At 70.0% G+C, this 25,155-nt stretch carries 22 protein-coding genes and 2 riboswitches; of the genes, 17 read left to right on the plus strand and 5 right to left on the minus strand.

The features are described from left to right. Window positions 1-58: 58 nt before the first annotated feature. Together MYA_RS24470 and msrB are read right to left on the minus strand one after the other, a co-directional pair. Complete coding sequence (locus MYA_RS24470) at window positions 59-1,927, minus strand: cytochrome c biogenesis protein DipZ (protein ID WP_014725533.1); 1,869 nt, start codon at window positions 1,925-1,927, stop codon at window positions 59-61. A gap of 37 nt (window positions 1,928-1,964) precedes the next feature. Then, window positions 1,965-2,495, minus strand: coding sequence for a peptide-methionine (R)-S-oxide reductase MsrB (gene msrB, locus MYA_RS24475; protein WP_011879675.1), 531 nt, complete (start codon window positions 2,493-2,495; stop codon window positions 1,965-1,967). Between the two features lie 81 nt (window positions 2,496-2,576). Here msrB and MYA_RS24480 point away from each other — a divergent pair, with 81 nt between their 5' ends. Then, window positions 2,577-2,930 (plus strand): UTRA domain-containing protein, encoded by a 354-nt coding sequence (locus MYA_RS24480; protein ID WP_014725534.1) that lies wholly within the window; start codon window positions 2,577-2,579, stop codon window positions 2,928-2,930. 66 nt (window positions 2,931-2,996) lie between these two features. Here MYA_RS24480 and MYA_RS24485 read toward each other — a convergent pair whose 3' ends face one another. Both MYA_RS24485 and MYA_RS31770 read right to left on the minus strand, forming a co-directional pair. Continuing rightward, on the minus strand, window positions 2,997-4,019 hold the full coding sequence (locus tag MYA_RS24485; RefSeq protein WP_014725535.1) for an ABC transporter substrate-binding protein: 1,023 nt from the start codon (window positions 4,017-4,019) through the stop codon (window positions 2,997-2,999). A gap of 139 nt (window positions 4,020-4,158) precedes the next feature. Continuing rightward, a riboswitch (guanidine-I (ykkC/yxkD leader) is annotated at window positions 4,159-4,280 on the minus strand. Window positions 4,281-4,379: 99 nt separating this feature from the next. Next, window positions 4,380-4,523, minus strand: coding sequence for a hypothetical protein (locus tag MYA_RS31770; protein WP_014725536.1), 144 nt, complete (start codon window positions 4,521-4,523; stop codon window positions 4,380-4,382). Between the two features lie 243 nt (window positions 4,524-4,766). Continuing rightward, window positions 4,767-4,902: riboswitch (guanidine-I (ykkC/yxkD leader) on the plus strand. A gap of 57 nt (window positions 4,903-4,959) precedes the next feature. On the opposite strand from MYA_RS31770, the gene MYA_RS24490 reads away from it, so the two are divergent. The 16 genes from MYA_RS24490 (at window position 4,960) to MYA_RS24560 (ending at window position 24,184) form a co-directional block, all read left to right on the plus strand. Then, the gene (locus MYA_RS24490) at window positions 4,960-5,715 is read left to right on the plus strand and encodes an urea amidolyase associated protein UAAP1 (RefSeq protein ID WP_014725537.1); all 756 of its coding nucleotides are present in this window, start codon (window positions 4,960-4,962) and stop codon (window positions 5,713-5,715) included. An 11-nt stretch (window positions 5,716-5,726) separates the two neighbouring features. Further along, window positions 5,727-6,383 (plus strand): urea amidolyase associated protein UAAP2, encoded by a 657-nt coding sequence (locus MYA_RS24495; protein ID WP_014725538.1) that lies wholly within the window; start codon window positions 5,727-5,729, stop codon window positions 6,381-6,383. 127 nt (window positions 6,384-6,510) lie between these two features. After that, a complete protein-coding gene (gene uca, locus MYA_RS24500; protein WP_041494419.1) occupies window positions 6,511-10,191 on the plus strand; it encodes an urea carboxylase in 3,681 nt (1,226 codons plus the stop codon). Further along, window positions 10,188-12,080: an allophanate hydrolase gene (gene atzF, locus MYA_RS24505; protein WP_014725540.1), complete on the plus strand. Its 1,893-nt coding sequence runs from the start codon at window positions 10,188-10,190 to the stop codon at window positions 12,078-12,080. The genes uca and atzF overlap by 4 nt, the downstream gene beginning before the upstream one ends. A gap of 63 nt (window positions 12,081-12,143) precedes the next feature. Then, window positions 12,144-13,118 (plus strand): ABC transporter permease, encoded by a 975-nt coding sequence (locus MYA_RS24510; protein ID WP_011879728.1) that lies wholly within the window; start codon window positions 12,144-12,146, stop codon window positions 13,116-13,118. Between the two features lie 45 nt (window positions 13,119-13,163). Then, window positions 13,164-14,075 carry an ABC transporter ATP-binding protein gene (locus MYA_RS24515; protein ID WP_014725541.1) on the plus strand — a complete coding sequence of 304 codons (912 nt, stop codon included), beginning with the start codon at window positions 13,164-13,166 and terminating at the stop codon, window positions 14,073-14,075. Between the two features lie 695 nt (window positions 14,076-14,770). Continuing rightward, entirely contained in the window at window positions 14,771-14,905 is a 135-nt protein-coding gene (locus MYA_RS32470; RefSeq protein ID WP_257785823.1) for a hypothetical protein, read from the plus strand. 134 nt (window positions 14,906-15,039) lie between these two features. Continuing rightward, window positions 15,040-16,626 carry an acetolactate synthase large subunit gene (locus MYA_RS24520; protein ID WP_014725543.1) on the plus strand — a complete coding sequence of 529 codons (1,587 nt, stop codon included), beginning with the start codon at window positions 15,040-15,042 and terminating at the stop codon, window positions 16,624-16,626. Between the two features lie 48 nt (window positions 16,627-16,674). After that, complete coding sequence (locus MYA_RS24525; RefSeq protein WP_011879732.1) at window positions 16,675-17,487, plus strand: SDR family NAD(P)-dependent oxidoreductase; 813 nt, start codon at window positions 16,675-16,677, stop codon at window positions 17,485-17,487. A 33-nt stretch (window positions 17,488-17,520) separates the two neighbouring features. Further along, window positions 17,521-18,558, plus strand: a complete 1,038-nt coding sequence (locus tag MYA_RS24530) for a sialidase family protein (RefSeq protein WP_014725544.1) — start codon at window positions 17,521-17,523, stop codon at window positions 18,556-18,558. Between the two features lie 12 nt (window positions 18,559-18,570). Beyond that, window positions 18,571-19,086, plus strand: coding sequence for a VOC family protein (locus MYA_RS24535; protein ID WP_014725545.1), 516 nt, complete (start codon window positions 18,571-18,573; stop codon window positions 19,084-19,086). A 60-nt stretch (window positions 19,087-19,146) separates the two neighbouring features. Beyond that, window positions 19,147-19,752: an amino acid synthesis family protein gene (locus MYA_RS24540; RefSeq protein ID WP_011879735.1), complete on the plus strand. Its 606-nt coding sequence runs from the start codon at window positions 19,147-19,149 to the stop codon at window positions 19,750-19,752. A 27-nt stretch (window positions 19,753-19,779) separates the two neighbouring features. After that, window positions 19,780-20,667, plus strand: coding sequence for an alpha/beta fold hydrolase (locus tag MYA_RS24545; RefSeq protein ID WP_014725546.1), 888 nt, complete (start codon window positions 19,780-19,782; stop codon window positions 20,665-20,667). Further along, a complete protein-coding gene (locus tag MYA_RS24550) occupies window positions 20,664-22,304 on the plus strand; it encodes a bifunctional 3-(3-hydroxy-phenyl)propionate/3-hydroxycinnamic acid hydroxylase (protein ID WP_014725547.1) in 1,641 nt (546 codons plus the stop codon). The genes MYA_RS24545 and MYA_RS24550 overlap by 4 nt, the downstream gene beginning before the upstream one ends. After that, the gene (locus MYA_RS24555) at window positions 22,294-22,626 is read left to right on the plus strand and encodes an NIPSNAP family protein (protein ID WP_014725548.1); all 333 of its coding nucleotides are present in this window, start codon (window positions 22,294-22,296) and stop codon (window positions 22,624-22,626) included. Before MYA_RS24550 ends, MYA_RS24555 begins: the two co-directional genes overlap by 11 nt. Before the next feature lie 106 nt (window positions 22,627-22,732). Continuing rightward, a complete protein-coding gene (locus MYA_RS24560; protein ID WP_014725549.1) occupies window positions 22,733-24,184 on the plus strand; it encodes an NAD-dependent succinate-semialdehyde dehydrogenase in 1,452 nt (483 codons plus the stop codon). 43 nt (window positions 24,185-24,227) lie between these two features. Here MYA_RS24560 and MYA_RS24565 read toward each other — a convergent pair whose 3' ends face one another. Beyond that, window positions 24,228-25,142: an IclR family transcriptional regulator gene (locus MYA_RS24565; RefSeq protein ID WP_238539619.1), complete on the minus strand. Its 915-nt coding sequence runs from the start codon at window positions 25,140-25,142 to the stop codon at window positions 24,228-24,230. Between the last annotated feature and the right edge of the window lie 13 nt (window positions 25,143-25,155).

Here is a 25,155-nt window from a genome sequence, read left to right on the forward strand (position 1 = left end):
GAATGACGAGAACGGCGCGCGCGTTGCGTTCGCAACGGCGGCGGCGCGAATGCGACGCTCAACCGAACGAGAATGCATACGCATCGACGCCGGGATCGAGAAACTCGATCGAGAACGTGCGATCGGCGATCACACCCGGCTGCCGGACGAGCTGATACAGCCGCTGGCCGCTGACGGTGCCGTAGCCCTGCGCGTCGACGTCGGCGCCATGAGCGGCGCCGGGCGCCGCGCCGTCGAGCGTCACGCGAAAGTGCACCGGTTTGCCGTGCGCGCCGGGACCGAGCACGAGATGCAGGTCGCGCGCGTGGAAGCGATAGACGATCCGGCCGCCCGGCGCCGCGAGCGTCGCGCGCTCGCCGCCGACCTGCCACGTGCCGGCCACGCCCCAGTCGTTCAGGTCGAGGCGGGACGGTGCGTCGTAGCGGTGGGCCGCGTCGCGCACGACGCCGCCCGGCGACGCGAACGCCTGCGCGCGTGCATAGCCGACGTAGGTTTCGGGCGAGTGGACCTCCGGACCGTCGGCCGGCGCGAGCGCGCCTTGTGCCGGTGCGCCGGTGAGCCCGAGCGGCACGTTCAGCGCTTCCGGGTGGCCGGCATCGGCGAGCAGCGCCTGGATCGTGCGTTCCGATTGCGCGTATTCGCCTTCGCCGAAATGGTGATGGCGGATGCGCCCCTGCGCATCGACGAAGTAGTGGGCCGGCCAGTATTCGTTGTCGAACGCACGCCAGATCGCATAACCGTTGTCGATCGCGACCGGATAGTCGATGCCGAGGTCGTGCACGGCCTTCTTCACGTTGCCGACATTGCGCTCGAACGCGAATTCCGGTGCGTGCACGCCGATCACGACGAGCCCGTCGCGCGCATATTTGTGCGCCCACGCGCTGGTGTACGGCAGCGTGCGCAGACAGTTGATGCACGAGTAGGTCCAGAAGTCGACGAGCACGACCTTGCCGCGCAGGCCGGCCGCCGTCAGCGGCGGCGAGTTCAGCCACTGCACGGCGCCGTTGAGCGACGGCAGCGTGCCTTCGACGGGCAGCGCGGCAGCCGCGTGCGTCGCGGGCGCGGGATCGGCCGCGCGCATCATCGCGCCGCCCGCGTCCGGCGTGGGCGCCGACGTTGCGGCCATCATCGCGCCGCTACGGCCGGCGAGTGCGTCGCGGCCGTCGTCCGCGCCCGGCTGGGCCGGCGGTGCGCCGTTCGAGCGGCCGCCGAGGCGCGCGACCAGCTTCGTTTCGAGGCTGCCGGTCGTGACGGTCGATAGTTGCGCGAGCGCGCCCGTATCGGCGCCGAGCGCGATCGCGCCGACGCCGGCCAGCAGCGCGACGCCGATCCCGCGCCGGATCCATTCGCCGGCGCCGAGCGAGCGCTTCATCGCGGCGAACACCTTGCCGCCGATCACGAGCGCGACGGCGAGCGACGTCGCCGCGCCGGCCGCATACGCGACCAGCAGCAGCGTCGTGCCGACGCTCGCGCCGCGCAGCGCGGCGCCGGTCAGCACGAGCCCGAGGATCGGGCCTGCGCACGGCGCCCACAGCAGGCCGGTCGCGACGCCGAGCAGCAACGACGACGCGGGGCCGGCCGCGCGGCCGTCGCGCCGCGCGAGGCCGGTGAGCCGGTTGCCGGCCGCGACGAGCGGGCGCGTCAGGTGTTCGGCGAAGCGCGGCAGCAGCAGCGTCAGGCCGAACAGCGCGAGCAGCACGATCGCGAGCCAGCGGCCGGCCTGGTTGGCCTGTGCGACCCAGCCGCCGCCGACCGCGGCCAGCGTCGCGACGACGGCGAACGTGAGCGCCATGCCGATCAGCAGCGGCAGGCCGGTGCGCACGAACGGCTGGTCGGCGCGCGCGAACACGAACGGCAGCACGGGCAGGATGCACGGGCTCAGGATCGTGAGCACGCCGCCGAGATAGGCGAGGACGATGAGCAACATGGAGCAGTCTCCGGTCGTTCGGGGAAGCCGCGGCCGTTCAGGCGGCGGCCGGGTGGAAGGCGAGCGCGAGCCCGTTCATGCAGTAGCGCAGGCCGGTGGGCGGCGGGCCGTCGTCGAACACGTGGCCGAGATGGCCGCCGCAGCGGCGGCAGTGCACTTCGGTGCGCGCCATCCCGTACGACGCGTCGGCTTCGGTCGCGACCGCGTGGTCGAGCGGCTTCCAGAAGCTCGGCCAGCCGGTATGGCTGTCGAACTTCGTGCTCGACGGAAACAGCGCGAGGTCGCAACCGGCGCATGCGAACGTGCCGCGGCGGTGCTCGCCGTTCAGCGGGCTGCTGTACGGCGGCTCTGTGCCGGCATCGCGCAGCACCGTGTATTGGGCCGGCGTGAGGCGGCGGCGCCATTCGGCTTCGCTGCGGGTAACGTCGAACGACGCGGTGGCGCCGCGTGCGCCGGGCGGCGCGGCGAATGCGCGGCCGACCAGCATGCGGCGGCCTGCCGAGGACAGCGCCGCGAGCGCGGCGACGCCGGTGGCGCCGGCGAACAGCAGATGTCTGCGAGTGGGCATGACGGGCTCCTGGAAGCAGGTGCGGGAAACATGCGCACAGAGTAGGCAGCGGGTGGTGTCGAAGTCCTCACGGAAAGTTAAATGAACCGTGATGACGTCGCCTTCGTGCGCGTCGAGCGAAATACCCTTCAGCACGTGGTGATCGCCGAACGACTTGTGGATGTTCTTGACCGACAGCGCAACGGGAGCAGCGGTATTCAGGACTTCACGGTCGACACGCCGAATCACTACATGGTGCGGCTCGCGCCGATCCAGCGCGCCGAGTTCCGCATCTACGCGGAGAAGCCGAACGCGCAGGTGCGTCGCCATCTCGTCATGGAAATCGGCGAACCGTGCCTGCTGTTGAAGCGCCGCACGTGGGTCGGCGAGCACGTCGCCACGTCGGTCACGCTGTGGCATCCGGCGTCGCGGTTTCACCTCGCCGGGACGATGTAGCGATCGGCTTGCCGCGCGCGCGGCGTGGCGGCCTCGTCACTTCGCCACGCGCGCAGCGCGCGACGGTCAGTGCGCGTCGACCAAGCGCGGATCGATATACGTGTCGACGTCCTGCGCCTGCTTGTACACGGCGTTGCGCACGTTGAACGCGTTCGCGTTACGCGTCGAGCCGTAGATCGAATCGAGCCCGTCGCCCTTGCGGAACGCGCGCTTCGCGGCCGCCTCGTCGAGCAGGTGCGTGCCCTTCAGCAGCGGCAGATATTGCTCCGGCTTGAGGCCGACACGCGCCGACATGATCCTGACCGCATCGGCCTGCGTCTTCGGATCGTTGATGTAGGCGACGCAGCGATACCAGACCTTGACGACCTTCGCCCAGTCGGCGCGACGCGCGGCGAGGCTCGCCGGCGCGACCGTGATCGCATCGTAGATCAGCCCCGGCGCATCGGCCGACGTGAAGATCGCCCGCGCGCCCGGTGCGCGCTTCAACGCCTCGCCGGCGTTCGGCTGCCATGCGGCCACCGCGGCGATGTCGGACGACGAACCGAGCACCTGCGGCAGTTCGTTGGTCTTCGCGTTCACGAGCGTGACGTCGCCGTCCTTGAGCCCGTGCTTCTGCAGCGCGGTTTCGAGCAGCAGATGATCGACGAGGCCCAGCTCGACGCCGACCTTCTTGCCTTTCAGCGCCTCGACGGTGCGCACCGGCGGCTTCGCGACGATCATGTCGTTGCCGGCCGAATAGTCGGTCAGCAGGACCATCACGTTCTTCGCGCCGGACGCGCCGGTCACGAGCGCGTCGCCGTTGGTCGCGGCGACCGCGTCGAGCTTGCCCGCGGAGAACGCATCGAGCGACGCCGAATAATCGAACCATTCGAAATCGACGTCGACGCCGGCTTCCTTGAACCAGCCCTTGTCGAGCGCGACCTGGAAGGCGACCCAGCCCGGCCAGTCGCTGTAGCCGATCTTCAGCGGCGCGGCCGCGTGCGCGGCGGGCGCGGCCCACAGCGCGGCGGCCGCGGCGGCGGCCCCCAAGGCATGACGGATGAGACGGAAGGACGGCAGGCGGCGCAACGCCGAGGCGGGACGGGTCATCGTTGTTCTCCAGGAGACCGGGATCGGGATCGTCGATACGGATCGTGTGCGAGCACACGGTCCGGCTGCGTGACCGGTTCCTGCGGATGCGGAACGGACGGGCGGCCACGGAGAGGCGCGACGGCCGTTGCCATCGCCAATCTCCCGGGCTTTTGTCCCGCCGTGTAGCGCGAGGGCGTCCGTTTTCGTGATCGGACGCCCGCGCGCCGGGCTGCTCTCGGACCAGACGTTCGATGAACCGGAACCCTAGCGACCCTAAGATGCGACACCGCCGCACCTCTCGGCGTCATGTCGAGCGAGAAGCGTGCCAATCGATGGCGATCGGTGTCGGTCGCGCGCGGTCGCACGCGGCCGTGCGACTCAACGGCGTCGCACGCTGCGCTGAAGTTCGATGAAGCGCGCGGCGAACAGCGCGCTCAGGGCGCGCCGGAGCAGGTCGAGCTTGTTCATGAAGGAGCGGATGGCGAGTGGCGTCGCTGCGATTTTCAGCAATGCCCATGCCATTGGGCATCGTGCGGCCCGCGCACGTGAAGCGCAGGCGGGGCGCACTGAGCCGGTGCGCCGGCGCGTGCGCATGGTGCGCCGCACGCCCGCCGCGAGGGCAAGCGTCTGCCGGGCTGCTCGCGCATGCCGCCACGTCGTCGCGCCGTCGCAGGCTGCGGTGCGGGCGCCGGGCGGTCCTCATGCATCGGCTGGCACGCAACTCGCTTCATCGACACCCGAGAGGTGCGAAGCAATTTGCATCATCTTCAGGATCGCTAGGGTTCCGGTCGTGTGGCGCAGGCGCGCCGCGCGATGTCTGGTCCGAGAGCAATCCGGTCTTGCCTTCGCCTCGACGAGAGGAAACGGCGAGGCTCCACGGAGGGATAAAAGCCCGGGAGGTCGCGATGTCGTTCGGTCGCCCTCTCACGCCCTTTGTCCAACCGACCCCGGAGCCGTCATGTCGCCGAGCCCCCAAGCCGTTCTCGCCCCGCCGCCACACATCGCGTGGGAAGCCTTGATTCCCGCCGGAACCCACTGGTCCGGCATCCTGCGCCGCGGCCTCGCGCTGCGCATCGTCGATATCGAAGGCGGCGCGAACCTGTCCGCCGTCTTTCATCGCCAGGAAGATCTGCTCGAACGCTACAACATGGCCGATACGCTGAAGGCGCAGCACACCGCGCATCTGACGCGCGGTCATGCGCTGTACACGGACATGGGACGCGTGATCGCGTCGATCACGGCCGACACGCTGGGCTGGCACGACCCGCTCGGCGGCGTCGGCGACGCGCGGCTCTTTGCGAGCAAGTACGGCACGACGTCGTATCAGGCCGCGCGCAACGCGATGGTCCGCAACGGCCGCGACAGCCTCGTGCTCGAGCTCGCGAAATACGGCTTGTCGGCGCGCGACCTCGCCGCGAACGTCAACTTCTTCAGCAGGCTCGACACCGGCGACGACGGCGCGCTCGATTTCGTCGTCGGACATTCGCCGGCCGGCAGCACGCTCGACCTGCGCTTCGAGATGAATACGCTCGCGGCGTTCTCGACCGCGCCGCATCCGCTCGACCCGCGCGCCGACTATGCGCCGAAGCCCGTGAAGCTGATCGCCTACCGCGCGTATCCGGCCGACGGCGCGGCACCCGACGACGACCCGTGCCGGTGCGCCTGCGCGGAAAACACGCGCGGCTTCGCCAACACCGACCGTCTGTTCGCCTAAGGAGCGCCGCCATGCCGATCATCGAAAGCCGTCTCGACCCGCGCGACGCGATCCACGACACCACGCTGCCCGCGGGCGAACCGTGGCTGCACGACCTGAAGCGCGGCCAGATCTTCCGGATCCTCGACCTCGAAGGCAACCAGGCCGTCGACACGCTGTTCTACCGCACCGACGACACCGACGAACGCTATAGCGCGCAGGACACGATCCGCGCGCAGCGCAACCTGTACCTGAGCGCCGGCAGCGTGCTGCTGTCGAGCCGCGGCAACCCGATGGCGACGATCGTCGCCGACACCTGCGGGCGTCACGACACGCTCGGCGGCGCGTGCGCGGCGGAGAGCAACAGCGTGCGCTACGCGCTCGACAAGCGCTACATGCACAACTGCCGCGACAGCTTCCTCAACGCGATCACGCACTGCGCGTGCGGTGCCGGCGCAAGGCTTACGAAGCGCGACCTCGTCGGCAACGTCAACTTCTTCATGAACGTGCCGGTCACGCCGAGCGGCGGGCTCACGTTCGAGGACGGCATCTCGGCGCCCGGCAAGTACGTCGAGATGCGCGCGGAGATGGACGTCACGGTGCTGATCTCGAATTGCCCGCAACTGAACAATCCGTGCAACGGCTACAACCCGACGCCGGTGCGCCTGCTCGTCTGGGAGGCCCGATGAACGGCCTGCACGCTTACGATCGTTCGCCGCGCGGCCGCCTCCGCCACGCCGGCCGGATAGTTGCGCGCGCAGCGATGCGCGGCGCATGCCGCGCTACGCCCATCGGCGCCGCCGCGCGGGAGGCAACATGAGATTCGCCAAAGTCCTCGTCGCGAACCGCGGCGAAATCGCGTGCCGCGTGATCCGGACGCTGAAGCGCCTCGGCATCGCGTCCGTCGCGATCTATTCCGATGCCGATCGCGACGCGCGCCACGTGGCGCTCGCCGACGAAGCGGTACGCGTCGGCCCCGCGCCGGCCGCCGACAGCTATCTGAACGTCGCGGCGATCCTCGCGGCCGCGCAGGCAACCGGCGCGCAGGCCGTGCATCCCGGCTACGGCTTCCTGTCCGAGCATGCGGGCTTCGCCGATGCGTGCGAGGCGGCCGGCCTGCGTTTCATCGGCCCGCGCGGCGAGCACATGCGCGCGTTCGGCCTCAAGCACACCGCGCGCGAGCTTGCCGCCGCGCACGGCGTCGCGCTGCTGCCCGGCACGGGGCTGCTCGGCGACATCGCGGCGGCGCTCGCCGCAGCCGATGCGATCGGCTATCCGGTGATGCTCAAGAGCACGGCCGGCGGCGGCGGGATCGGCATGTCGCTGTGCCGCGATGCCGCGCAGCTCGACGCGGCGTTCGACTCCGTCGTGAGGCTCGGCAATGCGAACTTCGCGCATGCGGGCGTCTATCTGGAGAAGTTCGTCGAGCATGCGCGGCACATCGAAGTGCAGATTTTCGGCGACGGCCGCGGCGGCGCGATCGCGCTCGGCGAGCGCGATTGCTCGGTGCAGCGGCGCAACCAGAAGGTGATCGAGGAAACGCCCGCGCCCGACCTGACCGCCGCCGAACGCGACGCGCTGCACGCGAGCGCGGTGCGGCTCGCGCGCGCGGTCGGCTACGCGTCGGCCGGCACGGTCGAGTTCGTGTTCGACGCGAACGCGCGGCGCTTCTATTTTCTCGAGGTCAACACGCGCTTGCAGGTCGAGCATTGCGTGACCGAAGCGGTGACGGGCATCGATCTCGTCGAATGGATGATCCTGCAGGCCGAAGGCGATCTGCCGCCGCTCGACACGCTCGTCGTCGCGCCGCGCGGCGCGAGCATCCAGGTGCGGCTCTACGCGGAGGACCCGAACAAGCAGTTCCAGCCGAGCGCGGGGCTGCTCACGCACGTCGCGTTTCCCGACGACGTGCGCGTCGACGGCTGGATCGAGGCGGGCACGGAGATCAGCGCGCATTACGATCCGCTGCTCGCGAAACTGATCGTGCGCGGCGACACGCGCCGCGATGCGCTGGCCGCGCTGCAGGCCGCGCTGGCGCGCACCGAGCTGTACGGGATCGAGACCAACCTCGACTACCTGCGCGCCATCGCCGGCTCGGACACGTTCGCGCGCGGCGCGCCGACCACCGCGTTCCTGTCGCGCTTCGCGTTCGCGCCGCATACGATCGACGTGCTCGACGGCGGCGTGCAGACCACCGTGCAGCAGGCGCCGGGGCGCGTCGGCTACTGGAGCGTCGGCGTGCCGCCGTCGGGGCCGATGGACGACCGCGCGTTCGACCTCGCGAACGCGCTGCTCGGCAACCCGCGCGACGCGGCCGGGCTCGAATTCACGATGGTCGGCGCGACGCTGCGCTTCAACACGGCGACGCTGTTCGTGCTCGGCGGCGCGCCGCTCGCCGCCACCCTCGACGGCGAGCCTGCGCCGTTCTGGCAGGTGTTGCGCGCGCGGCCGGGCGCGGTGCTGAAGCTCGGCGGCGTGACCGGCGCCGGCGTGCGCGCATGCCTCGCGGTGAAAGGCGGGCTGCAGGTGCCCGACTATCTCGGCAGCAAGGCGACCTTCACGCTCGGCCAGTTCGGCGGCCACGCGGGGCGCGCGCTGCGCCGCGGCGACGTGCTGCACCTGCACGCCGACGCCGCGCGCGGCGACGCCGGTGCGACGCTGCCCGCGGCCGAGAGTCCCGCGCTCACGCATGCGTGGACGCTCGGCGTGCTCGACGGTCCGCACGGTGCGCCGGACTTCTTCACGCTGGACGACATCGCGATGCTCTACGGCACGCAATGGACGGTTCACTACAACTCTAGCCGCACCGGCGTGCGGCTGATCGGCCCGAAGCCGCAATGGGCGCGGGCCGACGGCGGCGAGGCCGGCCTGCATCCGTCGAACATCCACGACAACGCATACGCGATCGGCGCCGTCGATTTCACCGGCGACATGCCGGTGATCCTCGGCCCGGACGGGCCGAGCCTCGGCGGCTTCGTGTGTCCGGTCACGGTCGTGCGCGACGAGCTGTGGAAGCTCGGCCAGCTGCGGCCGGGCGATACCGTGCAGTTCGTGCGCGTGGGGACGGACGGCGCTACAGCCTCGAATACAGCCGAAAAAGATGCGGCCGCGAGTAGTGCGACGCACACCCCCGCCACGGCCCCGGCCGCCGCGCTCACGCCCGCCGCGCCGGCCGTCGTAACCGGCTCGACCGCCGAGCCCAGCGAGCCCGGCGACTGCATACTGGCGCGCGACGCATCGGCCGGCGGCGGCATCGGCGTCGTCTACCGGCGCTCCGGCGATCGCAACGTGCTCGTCGAATACGGGCCGCTCGTGCTCGACCTGAACCTGCGTTTTCGCGTGCATGCGCTGATGTGCTGGCTCGACGCGCATCGTCTGCCCGGCATGCTCGACCTGACGCCGGGCATCCGTTCGCTGCAGGTGCAGTTCGACCCGCGCACGCTGCCGCTCGATGCGCTGCTCGCGCATCTGCAGGCCGCCGAGCGTGAACTGCCCGACGTGACCGACATGCGCGTGCCGAACCGCATCGTGCATCTGCCGCTGTCGTGGGACGATCCGTCGACCCGCGTCGCGATCGAGCGCTACATGCAATCGGTGCGGCCCGATGCGCCGTGGTGCCCGAGCAATATCGAGTTCATCCGCCGCATCAACGGCCTCGCCCACATCGACGACGTGAAGCGCATCGTGTTCGACGCGCGCTATCTGGTGATGGGGCTCGGCGACGTCTATCTCGGCGCGCCCGTCGCGACGCCGATCGACCCGCGGCACCGGCTCGTGACCACCAAATACAACCCCGCCCGCACGTGGACGCCCGAGAATGCGGTCGGCATCGGCGGCGCGTACCTGTGCGTGTACGGGATGGAAGGGCCGGGCGGCTACCAGTTCGTCGGCCGCACGGTGCAGATGTGGAACCGCCATCGGACCACGCGCGAATTCGAAGCCGGCAAGCCGTGGCTGCTGCGCTTCTTCGACGAGATTCGCTTCTACGAAGTGAGCGAAGCGGAGCTGAGCGCGCTGCGCGCGGATTTCATCGCGGGCCGCGCGGCGCTGAAGATCGAGGAATCGGTATTCGACCTGCGCGCATACAACGGCTTCCTGCGCGACGAGGCCGATTCGATCGCCGCGTTCAAGGCATCGCAGCAGGCCGCGTTCGACGCGGAGCGCGAACGCTGGCGCGCGGCCGGGCATGCGGAATACGTCGGCGACGCCGAGCCGGGCGACGCGCAAGCGGCGCGCGTCGCGGGCGCGCTCGACGCCACGCAGCGCGCGATTGCGGCGGACGTGTCGGGCAGCGTCTGGAAGGTGCTCGTCGAAGCCGGCGAGCGCGTGACCGAAGGTCAGGTCGTCGCGATCGTCGAGTCGATGAAGATGGAGGTGGCGGTGACGGCAACGGAAAGCGGCACGATCGAGACGATCGATTGCGCGCCGGGCGCGGCGGTGGTGGCCGGGCAGCGGCTGATGGTGATGAAGGCGGGCGCCGCCGAGGAGGTCGCATGAGCACGACGCAACGTTCGATTCTGCCGGGGCTGCATTCGATCGCCGAACTGCGCGCGCGCTACACGGCGGGCGAGCTGACGCCGCATGCGCTCGTCGAGGCGATCGCCGCGCATTTCGACGCGGGCGATCCGCACCATGCGTGGATCAGGCCGCTCACGCTCGCGGAGATGAGCGAGTATGCGCATGCGCTCGCCGTGCGCGACCCCGCATCGTTGCCGCTTTACGGCGTGCCGTTCGCGATCAAGGACAACATCGACCTCGCCGGCATCCCGACCACGGCCGGCTGTCCGGCCTATGCGTATACGCCCGAACGCAGCGCGCCGGTCGTCGCGCGGCTGATCGCGGCCGGCGCGATTCCGATCGGCAAGACCAATCTCGACCAGTTCGCGACGGGGTTGTCGGGGCAGCGCTCGCCTTACGGCGCGTGCCGCAATGCGCTCGACCCGCGCTACGCGTCGGGCGGCTCGAGCTCCGGCTCGGCGGTGGCCGTCGCGCTCGGCGTCGCAACGTTCTCGCTCGGCACCGACACGGCCGGCTCGGGCCGCGTGCCGGCCGCGTTCCACGGGCTCGTCGGGCTCAAGCCGACGCGCGGCGTGTTGAGCACGCTCGGCGTCGTGCCGGCGTGCCGCTCGCTCGATTGCGTATCGGTGTTCGCCCGTTCGCCGGCCGATGCGCGCGCGGTGTTCGACGTCGCGCAGGGCGTCGCCGAGCGCGATCCGTATGGGCGCGCATGGCAGCCGCTGCTCGACACGCATGGCGTGTGCGCGCGGCCGGCGCCGCCGCTCGGGCAACTGCGCTTCGGCGTGCCGCGCGCCGATCAGCTCGAGTTCTACGGCGACGCATCGTATCGCGCCGCCTGGGACGCAGCGCTCGCACGATTGCGCGCGACCGGCGCGCGGGTCGTCGAGATCGACTTCGGCCCGTTTCTGTCCGCCGCGCGGCTGCTGTACGGCGGCCCGTGGGTGGCCGAACGCGTCGCCGCGATCGGCGCGTTTGCCGCGCGGCAGCCCGATGCGCTGCATCCGGTGATCCGCGAAATCCTCGGCGGCGCCTCGCGCTTCAGCGCGGCCGATGCGTTCGCGGCGTTCGACCAGCTCGCGACGCTGCGCGTCGACGCGGCTGCCGCGTGGGAAGGGCTCGACGCGATCGCGATGCCGACCTCGCCGACGACCGCGACCGTCGACGCGCTCGAAGCCGATCCGATCGCGATCAACTCGCGCTTCGGCTACTACACGAACTTCGTGAACCTGCTCGATCTGTCGGCGATCGCGGTGCCTGCCGGCACCTGCGAGACCGGGCCGCATGCGGGCCTGCCGTTCGGGATCACGTTCGTCGGCCGCGCGCACGACGACGCGCGCCTGCTCGATCTCGCGCAGGCGTGGGGCGACGGCGTGGGTCACGCCGACGGTGCGGTCGCTGCGGCGTCGGCGGCTGCGTCGACGGGCGCGTCGACGGCCGCGCATCGCACCTGCGCCGGCTTCGTGCGCGTGGCCGTCGTCGGTGCGCATCTGCGCGGCGAGCCGTTGAACGGCGAGCTCACGCAGCGCGGCGCGCGCTTCGTCGCCGAGACCACGACCGCGCCCGCCTATCGCCTGTACGCGCTGTCCGCCGCGACCAGCGGCGGCGTCGCGAAACCGGGCCTCGTGCGCGTGCCGGCCGGCGGCGCGCCGATCGCGGTGGAGGTCTGGGAGATGCCGGTCGACGCGTACGGCAGCTTCGTCGCCGGCATCGCGGCGCCGCTCGGCATCGGCACGCTGACGCTCGCGGACGGCGCGACGGTGCAGGGCTTCGTCTGCGAAAGCGCGGCGCTCGACGATGCGCAGGACATCACGCGCTTCGGCGGCTGGCGCGCGTATCGCGCGCAGGCCGCGAGCCGCGCGCTGCAATGAACGTCCGGTCGCGCGGGGCTGCGGCCTGCGCGCGACCGGCACCCAAACGATACGGAGATTTCCATGTCAACGACCCGCAATACGACCGGATGGCTCGCCGTGCGCCGCGAACTGACGACGCGCGGCAAGTGGACGCTCGGCATCGCGTCCTTCCTGCTGCCGTTCGCCGTCTGGTGCCTGGTCAGCTACGTGCCGTTCATTTGGCATCCGCAAATGCGCATCACGAATCCCGGCAGCGTCGACTATTTCCAGACCGGCATGCAGATCGACCGCGACGTGTTCGACGACGAGCTCGCGCATGCGCGCGCCACGCACGCGGCCGTGCCGGAGGGCGTGCGCGCGAATCCGGTGTACCTGCCGGCGCCGCATCAGGTGCTGCGCGCGTTCTATACCGCGTTCACGACGCCGCCCGCGTCGCGCGACGGCGTGTGGCTGCACGAGAGCCTGTGGCACAGCATCCGGATCATCTTCTGGGGCTTCGTGATCTCGTCGGCGATCGGCGTGCCGCTCGGCATCGTGTGCGGCACGTTCAGCGCGCTCGCGCGGCTGCAGGAGCCGTTCCTCGAATTCTTCCGCTACCTGCCGGCCCCGGCGTTCGGCGCGCTGATGGTCGCGATCCTCGGCATCTACGACGCGCCGAAGATCGCCATCATCGTGATCGGTACGCTGTTCCAGCAGGTGCTGATCGTCGCGAACACCACGCGCAAGCTCGAATACGGGCTGTTCGAGGCCGCGATGACGCTCGGCACCAACAAGCTGAAGCTGCTCACGCACGTCGTGATTCCGGGCGTGCTGCCCGACCTGTATCGCGACCAGCGCATCCTGCTCGGCTGGGCGTGGACCTATCTGATCGTCGCGGAGCTCGTCGGCACCAGCTCGGGCATCACCTGGTACATCAGCCAGCAGGCGCGCTACCAGCATTTCGACAACGTCTACGCGGCGATCCTGATGATCGGGATCATCGGCGTCGGCACCGATCTCGCGCTCGGCGCGCTCGGCCGCCGGCTGTTTCCGTGGGACCGCACGCTCAAAGCGTGACGCCCGCTCGCGCATACCCATCGACCGATCGTTGCAGAGGCCATCATGCAGAACCCGCAAGCCGTTCCCGACTACCTGATTCAATCCGACGCGGTGCGCGAGCGCTTCGCGCGGCTCAAGGCGCGCGACGTGATCCTCGACGTGCGGCACGTCGGCAAGCGTTTCGCGACGCCGCAGGGCGAGTGCGTCGCGCTCGACGACATCAGCTTCCGCACGCACCGGCGCGAGTTCGTCTGTGTGATCGGCCCGTCGGGCTGCGGCAAGTCGACGTTGATCCGCATCCTGGCCGGGCTCGACACGCAGACGAGCGGTGAGGTGCTGCTCGACGGCAAGCCGGTGCAGGGGCCGGGCGCCGATCGCGGGATGGTGTTTCAGGGCTACACGCTGTTTCCGTGGCTCACCGTGAAGAAGAACGTGATGTTCGGCCTGCGGATGAACGGCAGCAGCAGCGGCGAGGCCGAGCGCGAGGCGCTGCAGTGGCTCGATCTGGTCGGGCTCACGCGCTTCGCCGACGTGTATCCGCACCAGCTGTCGGGCGGGATGAAGCAGCGCGTCGCGATCGCGCGCTCGCTCGCGAACCGCCCGCGCATCCTGCTGATGGACGAGCCGTTCGGCGCGCTCGACGCGCAGACGCGCGCGAAGATGCAGGCGCATCTGCTCGACATCTGGCGCAACATCGACGTGACGATTCTGTTCATCACGCACGATCTCGACGAGGCGATCCTGCTGGCCGACCGGATTCTGGTGCTGAAGGCGAATCCGGGCTCGGTGCACGAGTTGATCGAGGTGCCGGTGCCGCGGCCGCGCGACGGCTCGCAGGTCAATACGCCGGAGTTCGTCGCGACGAAGGCGCGGCTCGACGCGCTGATCTATCCGAAGGAAGCCGCACCGGCGGACGACGACGGCGTCAGGCCGCACATGATTCGGATGACCGACGTGGCGGATAACGTCGAGTAGCGGTTCGATTCGTGGCGGGTGCGTGGCGTCGGCTTGCGGGCGTGGTTTGTACACGCGGCGGGGACGATCACGCTTTCGCGATGAACGCGGGCGGGTTCGGATAGCAACGCGTCGTCGCGTCGAAATGGCCGGGTCGTCCGCCAGGCGATGGCCATGTGTCTCGTGCTGCTCGACGGTCAGCCGGTGCACCGTCGCGCACGTCGGCGCGACGCGTGCTATCGCGACGATCGCGACGCCGACGGAGGCACGCTGACAGGCGGAACGCGAGCCGCCCACCGGGCGGCGCGTTCGAGTTGCGCCCGCGCCGAACGCGGCCGCGAGACGGTCGCCGATCGACAAGCCGCGCCCGCCCCAATACAACGAGCGGCACGGGCACCGCAGGCGTACCGCGCGCATTGAACCAAGACCGCGAACGGCGAACACCGATGCGACGGGTCGATGACTTCGCCTCAGAGATTGCGAGTCGTCCACCGTCGCGCGTGCGGCCGGCGCAAGCGACGGCGTCGGCCGCACGCCGTAGCCGTTGCCGTCAACAAGCCGAACGTTCGCCCCAGCGGGGCGAGTGCCGAGTGCTCGGCGCCGCTCACATTGCCCTTCCCGCGCACGCTGATGCGAGTGCGGGCTTCCCTCTCTCCATCGTTCGATCGGTCGCGATTCGTCTTCACCCCTGGCGCGGCCCACGTGTCCGTCCATCAATGAGCCTCCTCAGCGCGCGCGAACACGCCGGCAAGCGGCGCCGCGTCGAACGCGACGCCGTTTCCATGAATACCGAAATACGGGAATTCGCGATGTCTCGCAGCCTGACGGGCGGCGGCGGGACAGCAACCTGAACGACAGGAATTCGCAATTTAACCGGGTAAACGTGAATCCGTTCAGCCGCCGTTGTCAATAGCGATAGTTTGACAAATCCCGTATTTCGGGATTAAAGTGAATTCCACTTCGTCACCTAACCCAGAGCCGCCGAATGGAAATCCCACACCTGGACACCGATGCCCGAACCCGCGATGGCGCGAGCATCGTGCTCGAAACGGCGCGCGAGCGCGGCGTCGACGTCTGTTTCGCGAATCCCGGCACGACGGAAATGCCGTTCGTCGTCGCGCTCGATCGCGTGGCGGGCGTGCGTCCGATCCTGGGGCTGTTCGAGGGCGTCTGCACGGGCGCCGCGGACGGTTACGGCCGGATGGCCGGCAAGCCCGCGATGACGCTGCTGCACCTCGGGCCGGGCCACGCGAACGGCATCGCCAACCTTCACAACGCCCGCCGTGCCCGCACGCCGATCCTGAACATTGTCGGCGATCACGCGCGCGCGCATCTGAAATACGACGCGCCGCTCACCTCCGACATCGAATCGCTCGCGCGGCCGGTATCGGTCTGGTATCGCAGCGTCGCGCATGCCGACGATCTGGCGCGCGACACCGCCGCCGCGATCGCGGCAGCGACCGCGGCGGCCTCGGGCGTCGCGACGCTGGTGCTGCCGGTCGATCTGCAGTCTGCGGCCGTGAACGAAACCGCATCGCAGCCGCGTGCGCAGGCCGCACCGGCCGTGCCCGCATTCGACGCGGCCCGGCTCGCACGGGTCGCGGACCTGTTGCGCACCGGCGTGCCCGCGGTGCTGCTGCTGGGCGCCCGAGCGCTGTCCGCGCGCGGCCAGAAGGCGGCAGCGCGGATTGCGGCGGCCACCGGCGCGGCTTGTTTCGGCGAAACCTTTCCCGCCCGCGCGGAGCGCGGCGGCGGCCTGCCGGACATCGACCGGCTGCCGTACTTTCCCGAGCCGGCGCGCGCGGCCCTCGCCGGGCGCAAGGTCGTGCTCGCCGGCGCGCTCGCGCCCGTCACGTACTTCGCATACGAAGGCATCCCGGGCGAGCTCGCGCCGCCCGAGGACCTCGTCACGCTGGCCGATCCGGGCGAGGCGGCCGACGCGGCGCTGGAAGCGCTCGCCGAAGCCGTCGGCGCGACGGCCGACGTCGACGGCGTGCGCGTCGCACGCTGGAACGTCGAAGCCGGCCCGCTGACGCCGCAGACGGCCGGGCGCGTGCTGGCCGACGCGCTGCCGGACGACGCGATCGTGTCGATCGAAGGCGGCACCTGCGGCTATCCGTTCGTGACGGCGTCGGCGCGCGCGCGCCGGCACACGATCCTCACGAACACCGGTGGGGCGATCGGCCAGGGGCTGCCGGTCGCGCTCGGCGCCGCCGTCGCATGCCCGGCGCGCCGCGTGTTCGCGCTGCAATCCGACGGCAGCGCGCAGTACACGATCCAGGCGCTGTGGACGATGGCGCGCGAGCGTCTGCCGATCGTGATGCTGATCGCATCGAACCGGCGCTACGCGATCCTGCAGACGGAACTCGCGCGCAACGGCCAGCCGGCCGACACGCCGCACGCGAGCCGGCTGACGCTGCTGGACGATCCGCCGATCGACTGGCTCGCGCTGTCGGCCGGCTACGGCGTGCCGGCCGAGCGCGTGAGCACGACGCAGGCGCTGTCGCGCGCGCTGGACGACGCGCTCGCGCACACCGACGGGCCGCGCCTCATCGAGATGTGCCTCGCCTAAGCGGGCGCTTGCCCGCTCCATCAATCCCGACTCTCACCATTTCTCGCCATGGATCTGCAACTCAACGGAAAGGCCGCGTTCATCACCGGCGGCAGCATGGGCATCGGCAAGGCCGTTGCGCTGGAGCTGGCCCGCGAAGGCGTCAACGTCACGATCGCGGCGCGACGCATGGAACACCTGGAGGCCGCCGCCGCCGAGCTTCGCACGGCGCTCGAACCGCTCGGCAGCGCCGCGGGCGCGATCCTGCCGGTCACGCTCGACACGACCGACATGCGCTCCATCGAAGCGGCGATGGCGGCCAGCGTCGAACGCTTCGGACGCCTCGACGTCCTGCTCAACGGCGCCGCGCATCCGGGCGGCCTGGTGCGCGCGGAGCTGGAGCATGCGGACCCGCAGGGCCTGCTGCAGGACATCGACATCAAGGTGATCGGCTACCTGCGCTGCGCGAAGGCGGCCGCGCCGTACATGCGCCGCAACGGCTTCGGCCGGATCGTGAACGTCGGCGGCCTGACGGGCCGCGGCAGCAAGCAGCTGTCCGGCATGCGCAACGTGGCGATCGTGCATCTGACCAAGACGCTGTCCGATCAGCTCGGGCCGTTCGGCATCACGGTGAACACGATTCATCCGGGCGTGGTCGAGACGCCGCACATCCACGAACTCTACGAGAAGGAAGCGCACAAGCAGGGGCTGACGGCCGCCGAGGTCGAGGCCAACTACGTCAAGGCGACGCCGATCCGGCGCGTGCTGCAGCCCGAGGAGATGGGCTGGATCGTCGCGTTTCTCGCGTCGCCGAAAGCCGGCTCGATCACCGGCGAGTCGATCGGCTGCGACGGCGGGCTCACCCGCGGCATCTTCCTCTGATTTCCCCGACTTCCCCGACACAAGGAGCTTCCCATGACCGCAACCGTACTGGTCGCCACGGCCGGACAAGGCATCCTGCGCTCGAACGACGACGGCAAGACCTGGCATCGCCTCGGCCTGACCGAGCCGATCGAATTCGACGGCATCGTGCGCGCGCTCGCCGTGGACCCGGCCACGTCGTCGCGCGTGTATGCCGGCGCCGATGCGGGGCTGTGCATCAGCGACGACGGCGGCGCGCACTGGTATCGCCCCGCGAACGCGCTGAACGGGCAGACCGTCTGGTCCATCGCGATCGATCCGGCGAACCCGGCGGTGCTCTACGCTGGCACCGGCGCGCCGTCGCGGGCCGCGCTTTACAAGTCGACCGACGCCGGCATGAGCTGGACGCCGACGGCGCCCGTATTCCCCGAGTTCTGCTCGGGCGTCAACCGGCCGCGCCTGCTGACGATCTGCGTCGACCCGAGCGACAGCCGCAACGTGTGGTACGGCGTCGAGGAAGGCGGTGCATGGCGCAGCCGCGACGGCGGCGCGACCTGGGTGCGGGTGGACGGCCCCGGCACCGCGATCCGCAACAGCGACATTCACGCGATCGCCGTGTTGCCCGCGACGGCCGATACCGCGAAGACCACGCTGCTGCTGACGGTGAATGCCGTGTACGTGAGCGATGACGACGGACGGACGTGGGACGGCGAGCTGTCGCGCGAGCGTTTCGACGGGCTGTACTACACCCGCACGGTCGTGCCGCTGGCGACGCCCGACGGCGCACTGCTGATGGCGATCGGCGACGGCACGCCGGGCACGCAAAGCCGCATCTACCGCTCGACCGACCGCGGCCGCGCCTGGCGCGAGACGGACCTGCAGACGCCGCCGAACTCGACGTTCTGGGCGTTCGGCGTCCACGGCGCGCGCCCGGAGCTCGTCTATGCGGGCACCAAGTACGGCCACCTGTTCCGCTCGCGCGACGGCGGCCGGAACTGGACCAAGGAATGGCGCGATTTCAGCGAGATCACGGCGGTCGCATGGACGCCGTTCGAAGCGCCGCTCGTGGCCCATGCGCAATCCACGCACTGACCGGAGCCCGCGATGACGTCATCCGACTTCCGCCAGCAGGCCGAACGCGCGAACGCGAGCGGCCGGCCGATGCCGACGCCGCACATTCAGCGCACCCACCTGTCGCTGTTCGTGCGCGATCCGGTGCGCTCGAGCACGTGGTACGCCGACGTGCTCGGCATGAAGGAAACCGCGCGCGGCGATCAGTGGGTGTTCATGTCGTTCGGACAGAAGCATCACGACATCGCGCTGATCCGCGCGGCGTCCGATGCGGAGCTCGGCACGATCGGGCTGCAGCACTACGGCCTCGAAATCGCGGGCGGGCTGACCGAGCTGCGCCGCCTGTACGGCATGCTGATCCGCCGCCACGTGCCGATCGTCAAGATCACCGATCACAAGGTGGGCATCGGCGTGTACTTCAACGATCCGGACGGCAACCGCCTCGAGTTCTTCTGCGAGACCGTCACCGACGACGAGGAAGGCAAGCGCGTGCTCAACCGCTACCACGCGCCCAGCGATCCGACGCAGCTCGAACCGCTGTTCGACTAGCGTCGCCGCCGTTGCCGCTCCGAACCACCGCATATCCACACCATTGACCAGGGAATCCCGATGAGCAAGACCGCCAATTTCGAAGGTTTTCATATCCGCAAGTGGTACACGCAGATCGAGGATTCGCTCGCGAACGAGACCGGCCAGCTGGCCGACGGCGAACCGCTGCGCAAGATCGTGATCGCGGCGGCCGTCCACAATCCGTACGCCGGGCGTTTCAGCGAGAACCTCGACGACCTCGTGCGTCCGTCGCCCGCGCTCGGCCGCGAGTTCGCGCGACGCATCGAAGCGCTCGCGGCGGGGCGCGCGATCGAGAGCTACGGCAAGGCGTGTCTCGTCGGCTCGGCGGGCGAGTACGAGCACGGCAACGCGTTCCTCACGTCGATCTTCGCCGAACCGATCCGCGCGGCGCTCGGCGGCGGCAAGGCGTGGGTGCCGTCGAGCGGCAAGCGCGGCCCGATCAACACGGTGATCGACGTGCCGCTCGCGCACAAGGACGCGCTGTACGTGCGCTCGCACTACGACACCGTCACCTGCCTGTTCCCCGATGCGCCGAACGACGACGAAGTGCTGGTGATCTTCGCGTTCGCGACACGCGGCCGCCTGCATGCGCGGCTCGGCGGGCTGAAGGCGAGCGAGATCGTCGGCCGCGACGGTCTGGTCTGAATGCTGGCGCGGCGCGGAGGGCGAACGATGAACCGGGCATCCGGAACCGATGGATGGATCGTCAGCGACGGCTTGCGGCTGCACTACGTCAGCTGGGGGCGCGACGATGCGCCGGCCGTGGTGATGCTGCATGGCCTGCGCAGCTACGCGCAGACGTGGGCCGACGTGGCGCATGCGCTGACCGACCGCTACCGCGTCGTCGCGCTCGATCAGCGCGGGCGCGGCGCGAGCGACTGGGACCCGCGGCGCGAATATTACGCGGCGGCCTATGTGCGCGATCTCGACGCGCTGGTACGGGCGCTCGGCCTGCGGCGCTTCGTGCTCGTGGGCCATTCGATGGGCGGCGCCAACGCGTTCGTCTATGCGGGCCGCGATCCGGAGCGGCTCGCCGGCCTCGTGATCGAAGACATGGGCCCCGGTGCGTCCGTCGGCTCGCAAGGATCGGCGCGCATCAAGCGCGAGCTGCTGGAAACGCCCGACGGGTTCGCGACGTGGGCCGACGCGCGCGCGTTCTGGCGCCGCCAGCGGCCGAACCTGCCGGAGGCGGCGCTCGATTCCCGCGTCGCGCATTCGCTGCGGGAGCACGCGCCCGGACGCATCGTCTGGCGGCACGACGCCGCGGGAATCGCGGCCGCGCGGCTCGCCGCGACACCCGAGCAACTGGTCGACCTGTGGCCGCTGATACGGAGCCTGCGGGTGCCGACGCTGCTGCTGCGCGGCGGCGATTCGGACTTTCTATCCGCGCAGGTCGCGGCCGACATGAGCGCGGCCAACGCCGTGATCGAGCGGGTCGATATCGCGGGCGCGACGCACTACGTGCATGACGATCGGCCCGCGGCGTTCAACGGCGCATTGCGCGAATGGCTCGACCGTCTCGACGATCCGGCATGGCGCGCGGGGGAGCGGGGCGCATGAAAGCGGACAACCGGAACCGGACCTCGGTCGCGATCGTCGGCGCGGGGCCGAACGGCGCGGCGCTGGCGAACCTGCTCGGCCTGTATGGCGTCGATACGGTCGTGGTCGAGCGGGCGCCGCAGATCGTCGACTTCCCGCGCGCGGTCGGCATCGACGACGAAGCGCTGCGGCTGTTCCAGACTGCCGGCGTGGCCGACGAGCTGAGTCGCGACATCATCCAGAACGTGCCGTTGCGGATGTTCAATGCGCGCGGCGAATGCTTCGCCGACGTGCGTCCGTCGGTCCGCGAGTTCGGCTGGTGGCGGCGCAACATCTTCATGCAGCACCTGGCCGAGCGCACGTTGCGCGATGCGCTGGCGCGCTATCCGCACGTGTCGCTGCGCACCGGCGAGGAAGTCGTCGGGCTGGAGCAGGACGACGCGCACGTGACGCTGCGGGTGCAGGGCGCCGACGGGCAGCACTATGCGCTCGACGCCGATTACGTGGTGGCGGCCGACGGCGGGCGCAGTCCGCTGCGCGAGATGCTCGGCATCCCGCTCGCCGGCACGACGCATCCGATGAAGTGGGTCGTGGTCGACGTGAAGAACGCCGGCCTCGACCAGCCCTGCACCGCGCTGAACTGCGACCCGCGCCGCCCGAACGTGTGCATCTATCTGCCGTTCAACTACCGGCGCTGGGAGTTTCTCGTGTTTCCGCACGAGGACGAACAGGCGATCGCGCAACCGGAGTCGATACGCGCATTGATCGCACCGTACGTCGCAGACGTCGAGCGGCTGGAGATCGTCCGGGCGCGCACCTACACGCATCACTCGCGCGTGGCGGAGCGCTTCGTCGCGGGCCGCATAGCGCTCGTCGGCGATGCCGCGCACCTGAGTCCGCCGTGGATCGGGCAAGGGCTGAATGCGGGCCTGCGCGACGTGGGCAACCTCGCGTGGAAGCTGGCCGGGATCGTCCACGGTACGTTGAACCCCGGCGTGCTCGCGACCTACGAAACGGAGCGCCGCGCCCATGCGAAGGCGATGATCGACCTCGCGGACACGTTCGGCGCGATGCTGATGCCGACCAGCCGTCCGGTCGCATTCCTGCGCGATCGGCTGCTCGCGGCCGCGCGGTTTGCGCCGGGCCTGAAGGACTACGTGCTGCAAATGCGTTTCAAGCCGATGCCGAGCTATACGCGCGGGATCGTGGTGACGGGCGCATCGGATGCGTCGGGCGCGATCGGCCGGATGATCGTCCAGCCCGACGTCGAAACGGCCGACGGTGTGCGCCGCAAGCTCGACGACGTGCTCGGCCCGTGGTTTTCGATCATCGGCTGGCAATGCGATCCGCAAGCGAGCCTGAGCGACGACGATCGCGCGTTCTGGACCGCGCTGGGCGCGAAGTTCGTGCAGATCGTCCGGTCGCGCAGCGGCACGTGCCGCGAGCAGCGCATCGCGAGCGCGCACGGCAGCGAGTGCGTCGAAGACGTCGACAACGCGATGGCCGACTGGTTCGACCGGCATGCGGGGCCGCTGGTCGTCGTCCGTCCGGACCGGTACGTCGCCGCGCAGACCGACGCGGTCGGCATCGCCGGCGTGACGGCCGCGTTCCGCGCATTCGCGCCGCAGCAGCAAGCGGAGGCCGCGCATGTTTGTTGAGCAACGCATCTATACGCTGGTGCCCGGCGGCGTCGCCGAGTATCTGCGGCTCTATGCGGAGTGCGGTCGCGCGCCGCAGGAGCAGGCGCTCGGCACGATGGTCGGCTGCTTCACGACCGAAGTCGGGCCGCTGAACCAGCTCGTGTATCTGTGGGCCTTCGATTCGCTCGACGAGCGCGCACGGCGTCGCGCGGCGCTGATGGCCGATCCGGCGTTCGGCGTGTTCCGCGGCAAGGTGCGGCATCTGCTGGTCCGGCAGGAGAACCGGATTCTCCGGCAGGAAATCGGCGGTTTGCTGGCCTGGCCGCAACCGGCGGCGTGACCTGCCGGTCGTCGTGCCGGCGGCGGTCACGCGCCGCGCCGGCGCCCTTCATGCAATTCCACGTGAGGCACCCGCGTTGATTCCGTTTACTCCGCTGACTTCCCGGATGAGCTCCGGCGTCCGACACGACTACGCGCCGCTTCGGCTGTACATCGACGGCAGGTTCCACGATGCCGACGGCCGGCGCACGCAACCGGTCGTCGATCCCGGGACCACACGCGTGCTCGGCGAGCTGCCGCATGCGACGGCGCACGACATCGACGCCGCGGTGCAGGCCGCGCATCGCGCATTCGTCACGTGGCGGCACGAGTCGCCGCTCGTGCGTTCCGACCTCCTGCGTCGCGCCGCCGCGCTCGCGCGCGAGCGCGCCGAGACCATCGGCCGGCACATCACGATGGACCAGGGCAAGCCGCTTCGCGAGGCGATCGCCGAGGTCGTGTCGGCGGCCGAGCAGCTCGAATGGCATGCGGAGGAGGGACGCCGCACCTACGGGCGGGTCGTGCCGGCCCGTTCCCCGGACGTCATGCAGACGGTGCTGCGCGAGCCGATCGGCGTATGCGCGGCGTTCTCGCCGTGGAATTTCCCGTTCAGCCAGGCGATGCACAAGATCGCGGCCGCGCTGGCGTCGGGATGCACGCTGGTGCTGAAAGGGCCGGAGGAATCGCCGAGCGCGATCGTCGCGCTCGCGCAGCTGTTTCACGATGCCGGCTTGCCGCCCGGCTGCCTGAACATCGTCTGGGGCGTGCCGGGCGACGTATCGAAGCAGCTGATCGAAGCGCCGCTGGTGCGCAAGATTTCGTTCACCGGATCGGTGCCCGTCGGCAAGCAACTGGCGGCGCTCGCCGCGTCGCTGATGAAGCGCATGACGATGGAGCTGGGCGGTCATGCGCCGGTGCTCGTCTGCGCGGACGCCGACGTCGAGCGCGCCGCGGCGATGCTGGCCGCGTACAAGTTTCGCAACGCCGGGCAGGTGTGCGTATCGCCGACGCGGTTCTTCGTGCAGCGCGCGGCGTTCGACCGGTTCGTCTGCGCCTATCTCGACGCGGTGGGCACGATCCGCGTCGGCTACGGGCTGGACGCGGGCGTGACGATGGGGCCGCTCGCGCATGCGCGGCGCGTGGACGAGATCGACGCCTTCGTGGCCGACGCAACGGCCAAAGGCGCGCAGATCGCCACGGGCGGCATGCGCCTGCCGGGGCCCGGCCACTATTTCGCGCCGACGGTCGTGCTCGGCCCGGCGCGCGATACGCGGCTGATGAACGACGAGCCGTTCGGCCCGATCGTGGGCATCGTGCCGTTCGACGATCTCGACGATGCGCTCGCCGAAGCCAACCGTCTGCCGTTCGGGCTCGCGTCGTACGCATTCACGACGTCGGCGCGCAACGCGCACCGGATCAGCCGCGCGCTCGAGGCCGGCATGGTCAACATCAATCACTTCGGCATGGGGCCGGCGGAAATTCCGTTCGGCGGCGTGAAGGACAGCGGCTTCGGCAGCGAAGGCGGCACGGAAGCGTTCGACGGCTATCTCGTCACGAAATTCGTCACGCAGATGAATTGACCGACGGGCGCCTGCCGCCGATCGTGCGCGGCGCGGCGCGTGTTCAGGTGGCTGCGCCGATCCGCGCGGTGGCGTCGATCAGCAGTTTGCCGAGCACCTGCTCGTCGAACAGCGCGAAGTGCTCGGCGCGGAACACGAGCGACAGGCTGCTGTTGATTTCGCCGCTGCTGGCCGTGCGGATCGGTGCGGCGATACCGACGAAACCCGCGTCGAGTTCGCCGCGCGAAATCCAGTAGCCGGACTCGACGATCTGCTGGCAGTGGCGCCAGAACGCGGTCCAGTCGGTCGCGAATTCGCCGAGCTCCGCGTTGTGCCGTTCGTGCAGGCGCTTCAGGCGCGCGCGCGACATCGCGGCGACGATCACCTTCGACGAGGCGCCGACGAACAGCGGCATGATGCGGCCGCGCCCGAAGCCCAGCTGCAGGTTTTCGGCGCCGGACTCGTGCATCACGTTGATGATCTGCTCGTCGAACAGCGTCGACACGAGCGCGTCGCCGCCGGTGACCTGGACCAGATGCTGAATCACCGGTTTCGCCGCATTCAGCGTCGGGTCCGACTGCCGCATGTTGTAGTCGAGATGGATGATGCGCGGCCCGAGCGTATAGCGGCCATTGCTGCCGACGAGCAGGCCGACGGACGCCAGTTCCTTCACGTAGCGGTAGCACGTGGTGCGAGAGAAGCCCATGTGTTCGGCGATCTCCTCGGCCGTCATCGACGTCGCGGACGACGAGAAGACGTCAAGGATGGACAGCATTTTGGTCAGGCTCGACATGACGTGATCCGGGTTCAGACGGGTTGCGGCAACCGAACGAGCGGCGCGACGGCGTTGCAGCGCAAGCGGGCCGGCCACGCTGCCGCTGCGCCGGCGACAGGGCCGTAGTCTAACTGAAGTCGGTCGCGCGGCGCCCGACCGCAGGGCGCGCAGCACCGACCAGCAACGACGGATTTCGATAGGCATCCCTACATGAAGA

The organism is Burkholderia sp. KJ006, from assembly GCF_000262695.1.
GTDB lineage: Bacteria > Pseudomonadota > Gammaproteobacteria > Burkholderiales > Burkholderiaceae > Burkholderia > Burkholderia vietnamiensis.

Excerpts from the sequence above, each read along its gene's own strand:
- MYA_RS24470 (WP_014725533.1), bottom strand. The coding sequence starts at position 1,927 with ATGTTGCTCATCGTCCTCGCCTATCTCGGCGGCGTGCTCACGATCCTG.
- msrB (WP_011879675.1), bottom strand. The coding sequence starts at position 2,495 with ATGCCCACTCGCAGACATCTGCTGTTCGCCGGCGCCACCGGCGTCGCC.
- MYA_RS24480 (WP_014725534.1), top strand. The coding sequence starts at position 2,577 with ATGAACCGTGATGACGTCGCCTTCGTGCGCGTCGAGCGAAATACCCTT.
- MYA_RS24485 (WP_014725535.1), bottom strand. The coding sequence starts at position 4,019 with ATGACCCGTCCCGCCTCGGCGTTGCGCCGCCTGCCGTCCTTCCGTCTC.
- MYA_RS31770 (WP_014725536.1), bottom strand. The coding sequence starts at position 4,523 with ATGGCATGGGCATTGCTGAAAATCGCAGCGACGCCACTCGCCATCCGC.
- MYA_RS24490 (WP_014725537.1), top strand. The coding sequence starts at position 4,960 with ATGTCGCCGAGCCCCCAAGCCGTTCTCGCCCCGCCGCCACACATCGCG.
- MYA_RS24495 (WP_014725538.1), top strand. The coding sequence starts at position 5,727 with ATGCCGATCATCGAAAGCCGTCTCGACCCGCGCGACGCGATCCACGAC.
- uca (WP_041494419.1), top strand. The coding sequence starts at position 6,511 with ATGAGATTCGCCAAAGTCCTCGTCGCGAACCGCGGCGAAATCGCGTGC.
- atzF (WP_014725540.1), top strand. The coding sequence starts at position 10,188 with ATGAGCACGACGCAACGTTCGATTCTGCCGGGGCTGCATTCGATCGCC.
- MYA_RS24510 (WP_011879728.1), top strand. The coding sequence starts at position 12,144 with ATGTCAACGACCCGCAATACGACCGGATGGCTCGCCGTGCGCCGCGAA.
- MYA_RS24515 (WP_014725541.1), top strand. The coding sequence starts at position 13,164 with ATGCAGAACCCGCAAGCCGTTCCCGACTACCTGATTCAATCCGACGCG.
- MYA_RS32470 (WP_257785823.1), top strand. The coding sequence starts at position 14,771 with ATGAGCCTCCTCAGCGCGCGCGAACACGCCGGCAAGCGGCGCCGCGTC.
- MYA_RS24520 (WP_014725543.1), top strand. The coding sequence starts at position 15,040 with ATGGAAATCCCACACCTGGACACCGATGCCCGAACCCGCGATGGCGCG.
- MYA_RS24525 (WP_011879732.1), top strand. The coding sequence starts at position 16,675 with ATGGATCTGCAACTCAACGGAAAGGCCGCGTTCATCACCGGCGGCAGC.
- MYA_RS24530 (WP_014725544.1), top strand. The coding sequence starts at position 17,521 with ATGACCGCAACCGTACTGGTCGCCACGGCCGGACAAGGCATCCTGCGC.
- MYA_RS24535 (WP_014725545.1), top strand. The coding sequence starts at position 18,571 with ATGACGTCATCCGACTTCCGCCAGCAGGCCGAACGCGCGAACGCGAGC.
- MYA_RS24540 (WP_011879735.1), top strand. The coding sequence starts at position 19,147 with ATGAGCAAGACCGCCAATTTCGAAGGTTTTCATATCCGCAAGTGGTAC.
- MYA_RS24545 (WP_014725546.1), top strand. The coding sequence starts at position 19,780 with ATGAACCGGGCATCCGGAACCGATGGATGGATCGTCAGCGACGGCTTG.
- MYA_RS24550 (WP_014725547.1), top strand. The coding sequence starts at position 20,664 with ATGAAAGCGGACAACCGGAACCGGACCTCGGTCGCGATCGTCGGCGCG.
- MYA_RS24555 (WP_014725548.1), top strand. The coding sequence starts at position 22,294 with ATGTTTGTTGAGCAACGCATCTATACGCTGGTGCCCGGCGGCGTCGCC.
- MYA_RS24560 (WP_014725549.1), top strand. The coding sequence starts at position 22,733 with ATGAGCTCCGGCGTCCGACACGACTACGCGCCGCTTCGGCTGTACATC.
- MYA_RS24565 (WP_238539619.1), bottom strand. The coding sequence starts at position 25,142 with ATGCCTATCGAAATCCGTCGTTGCTGGTCGGTGCTGCGCGCCCTGCGG.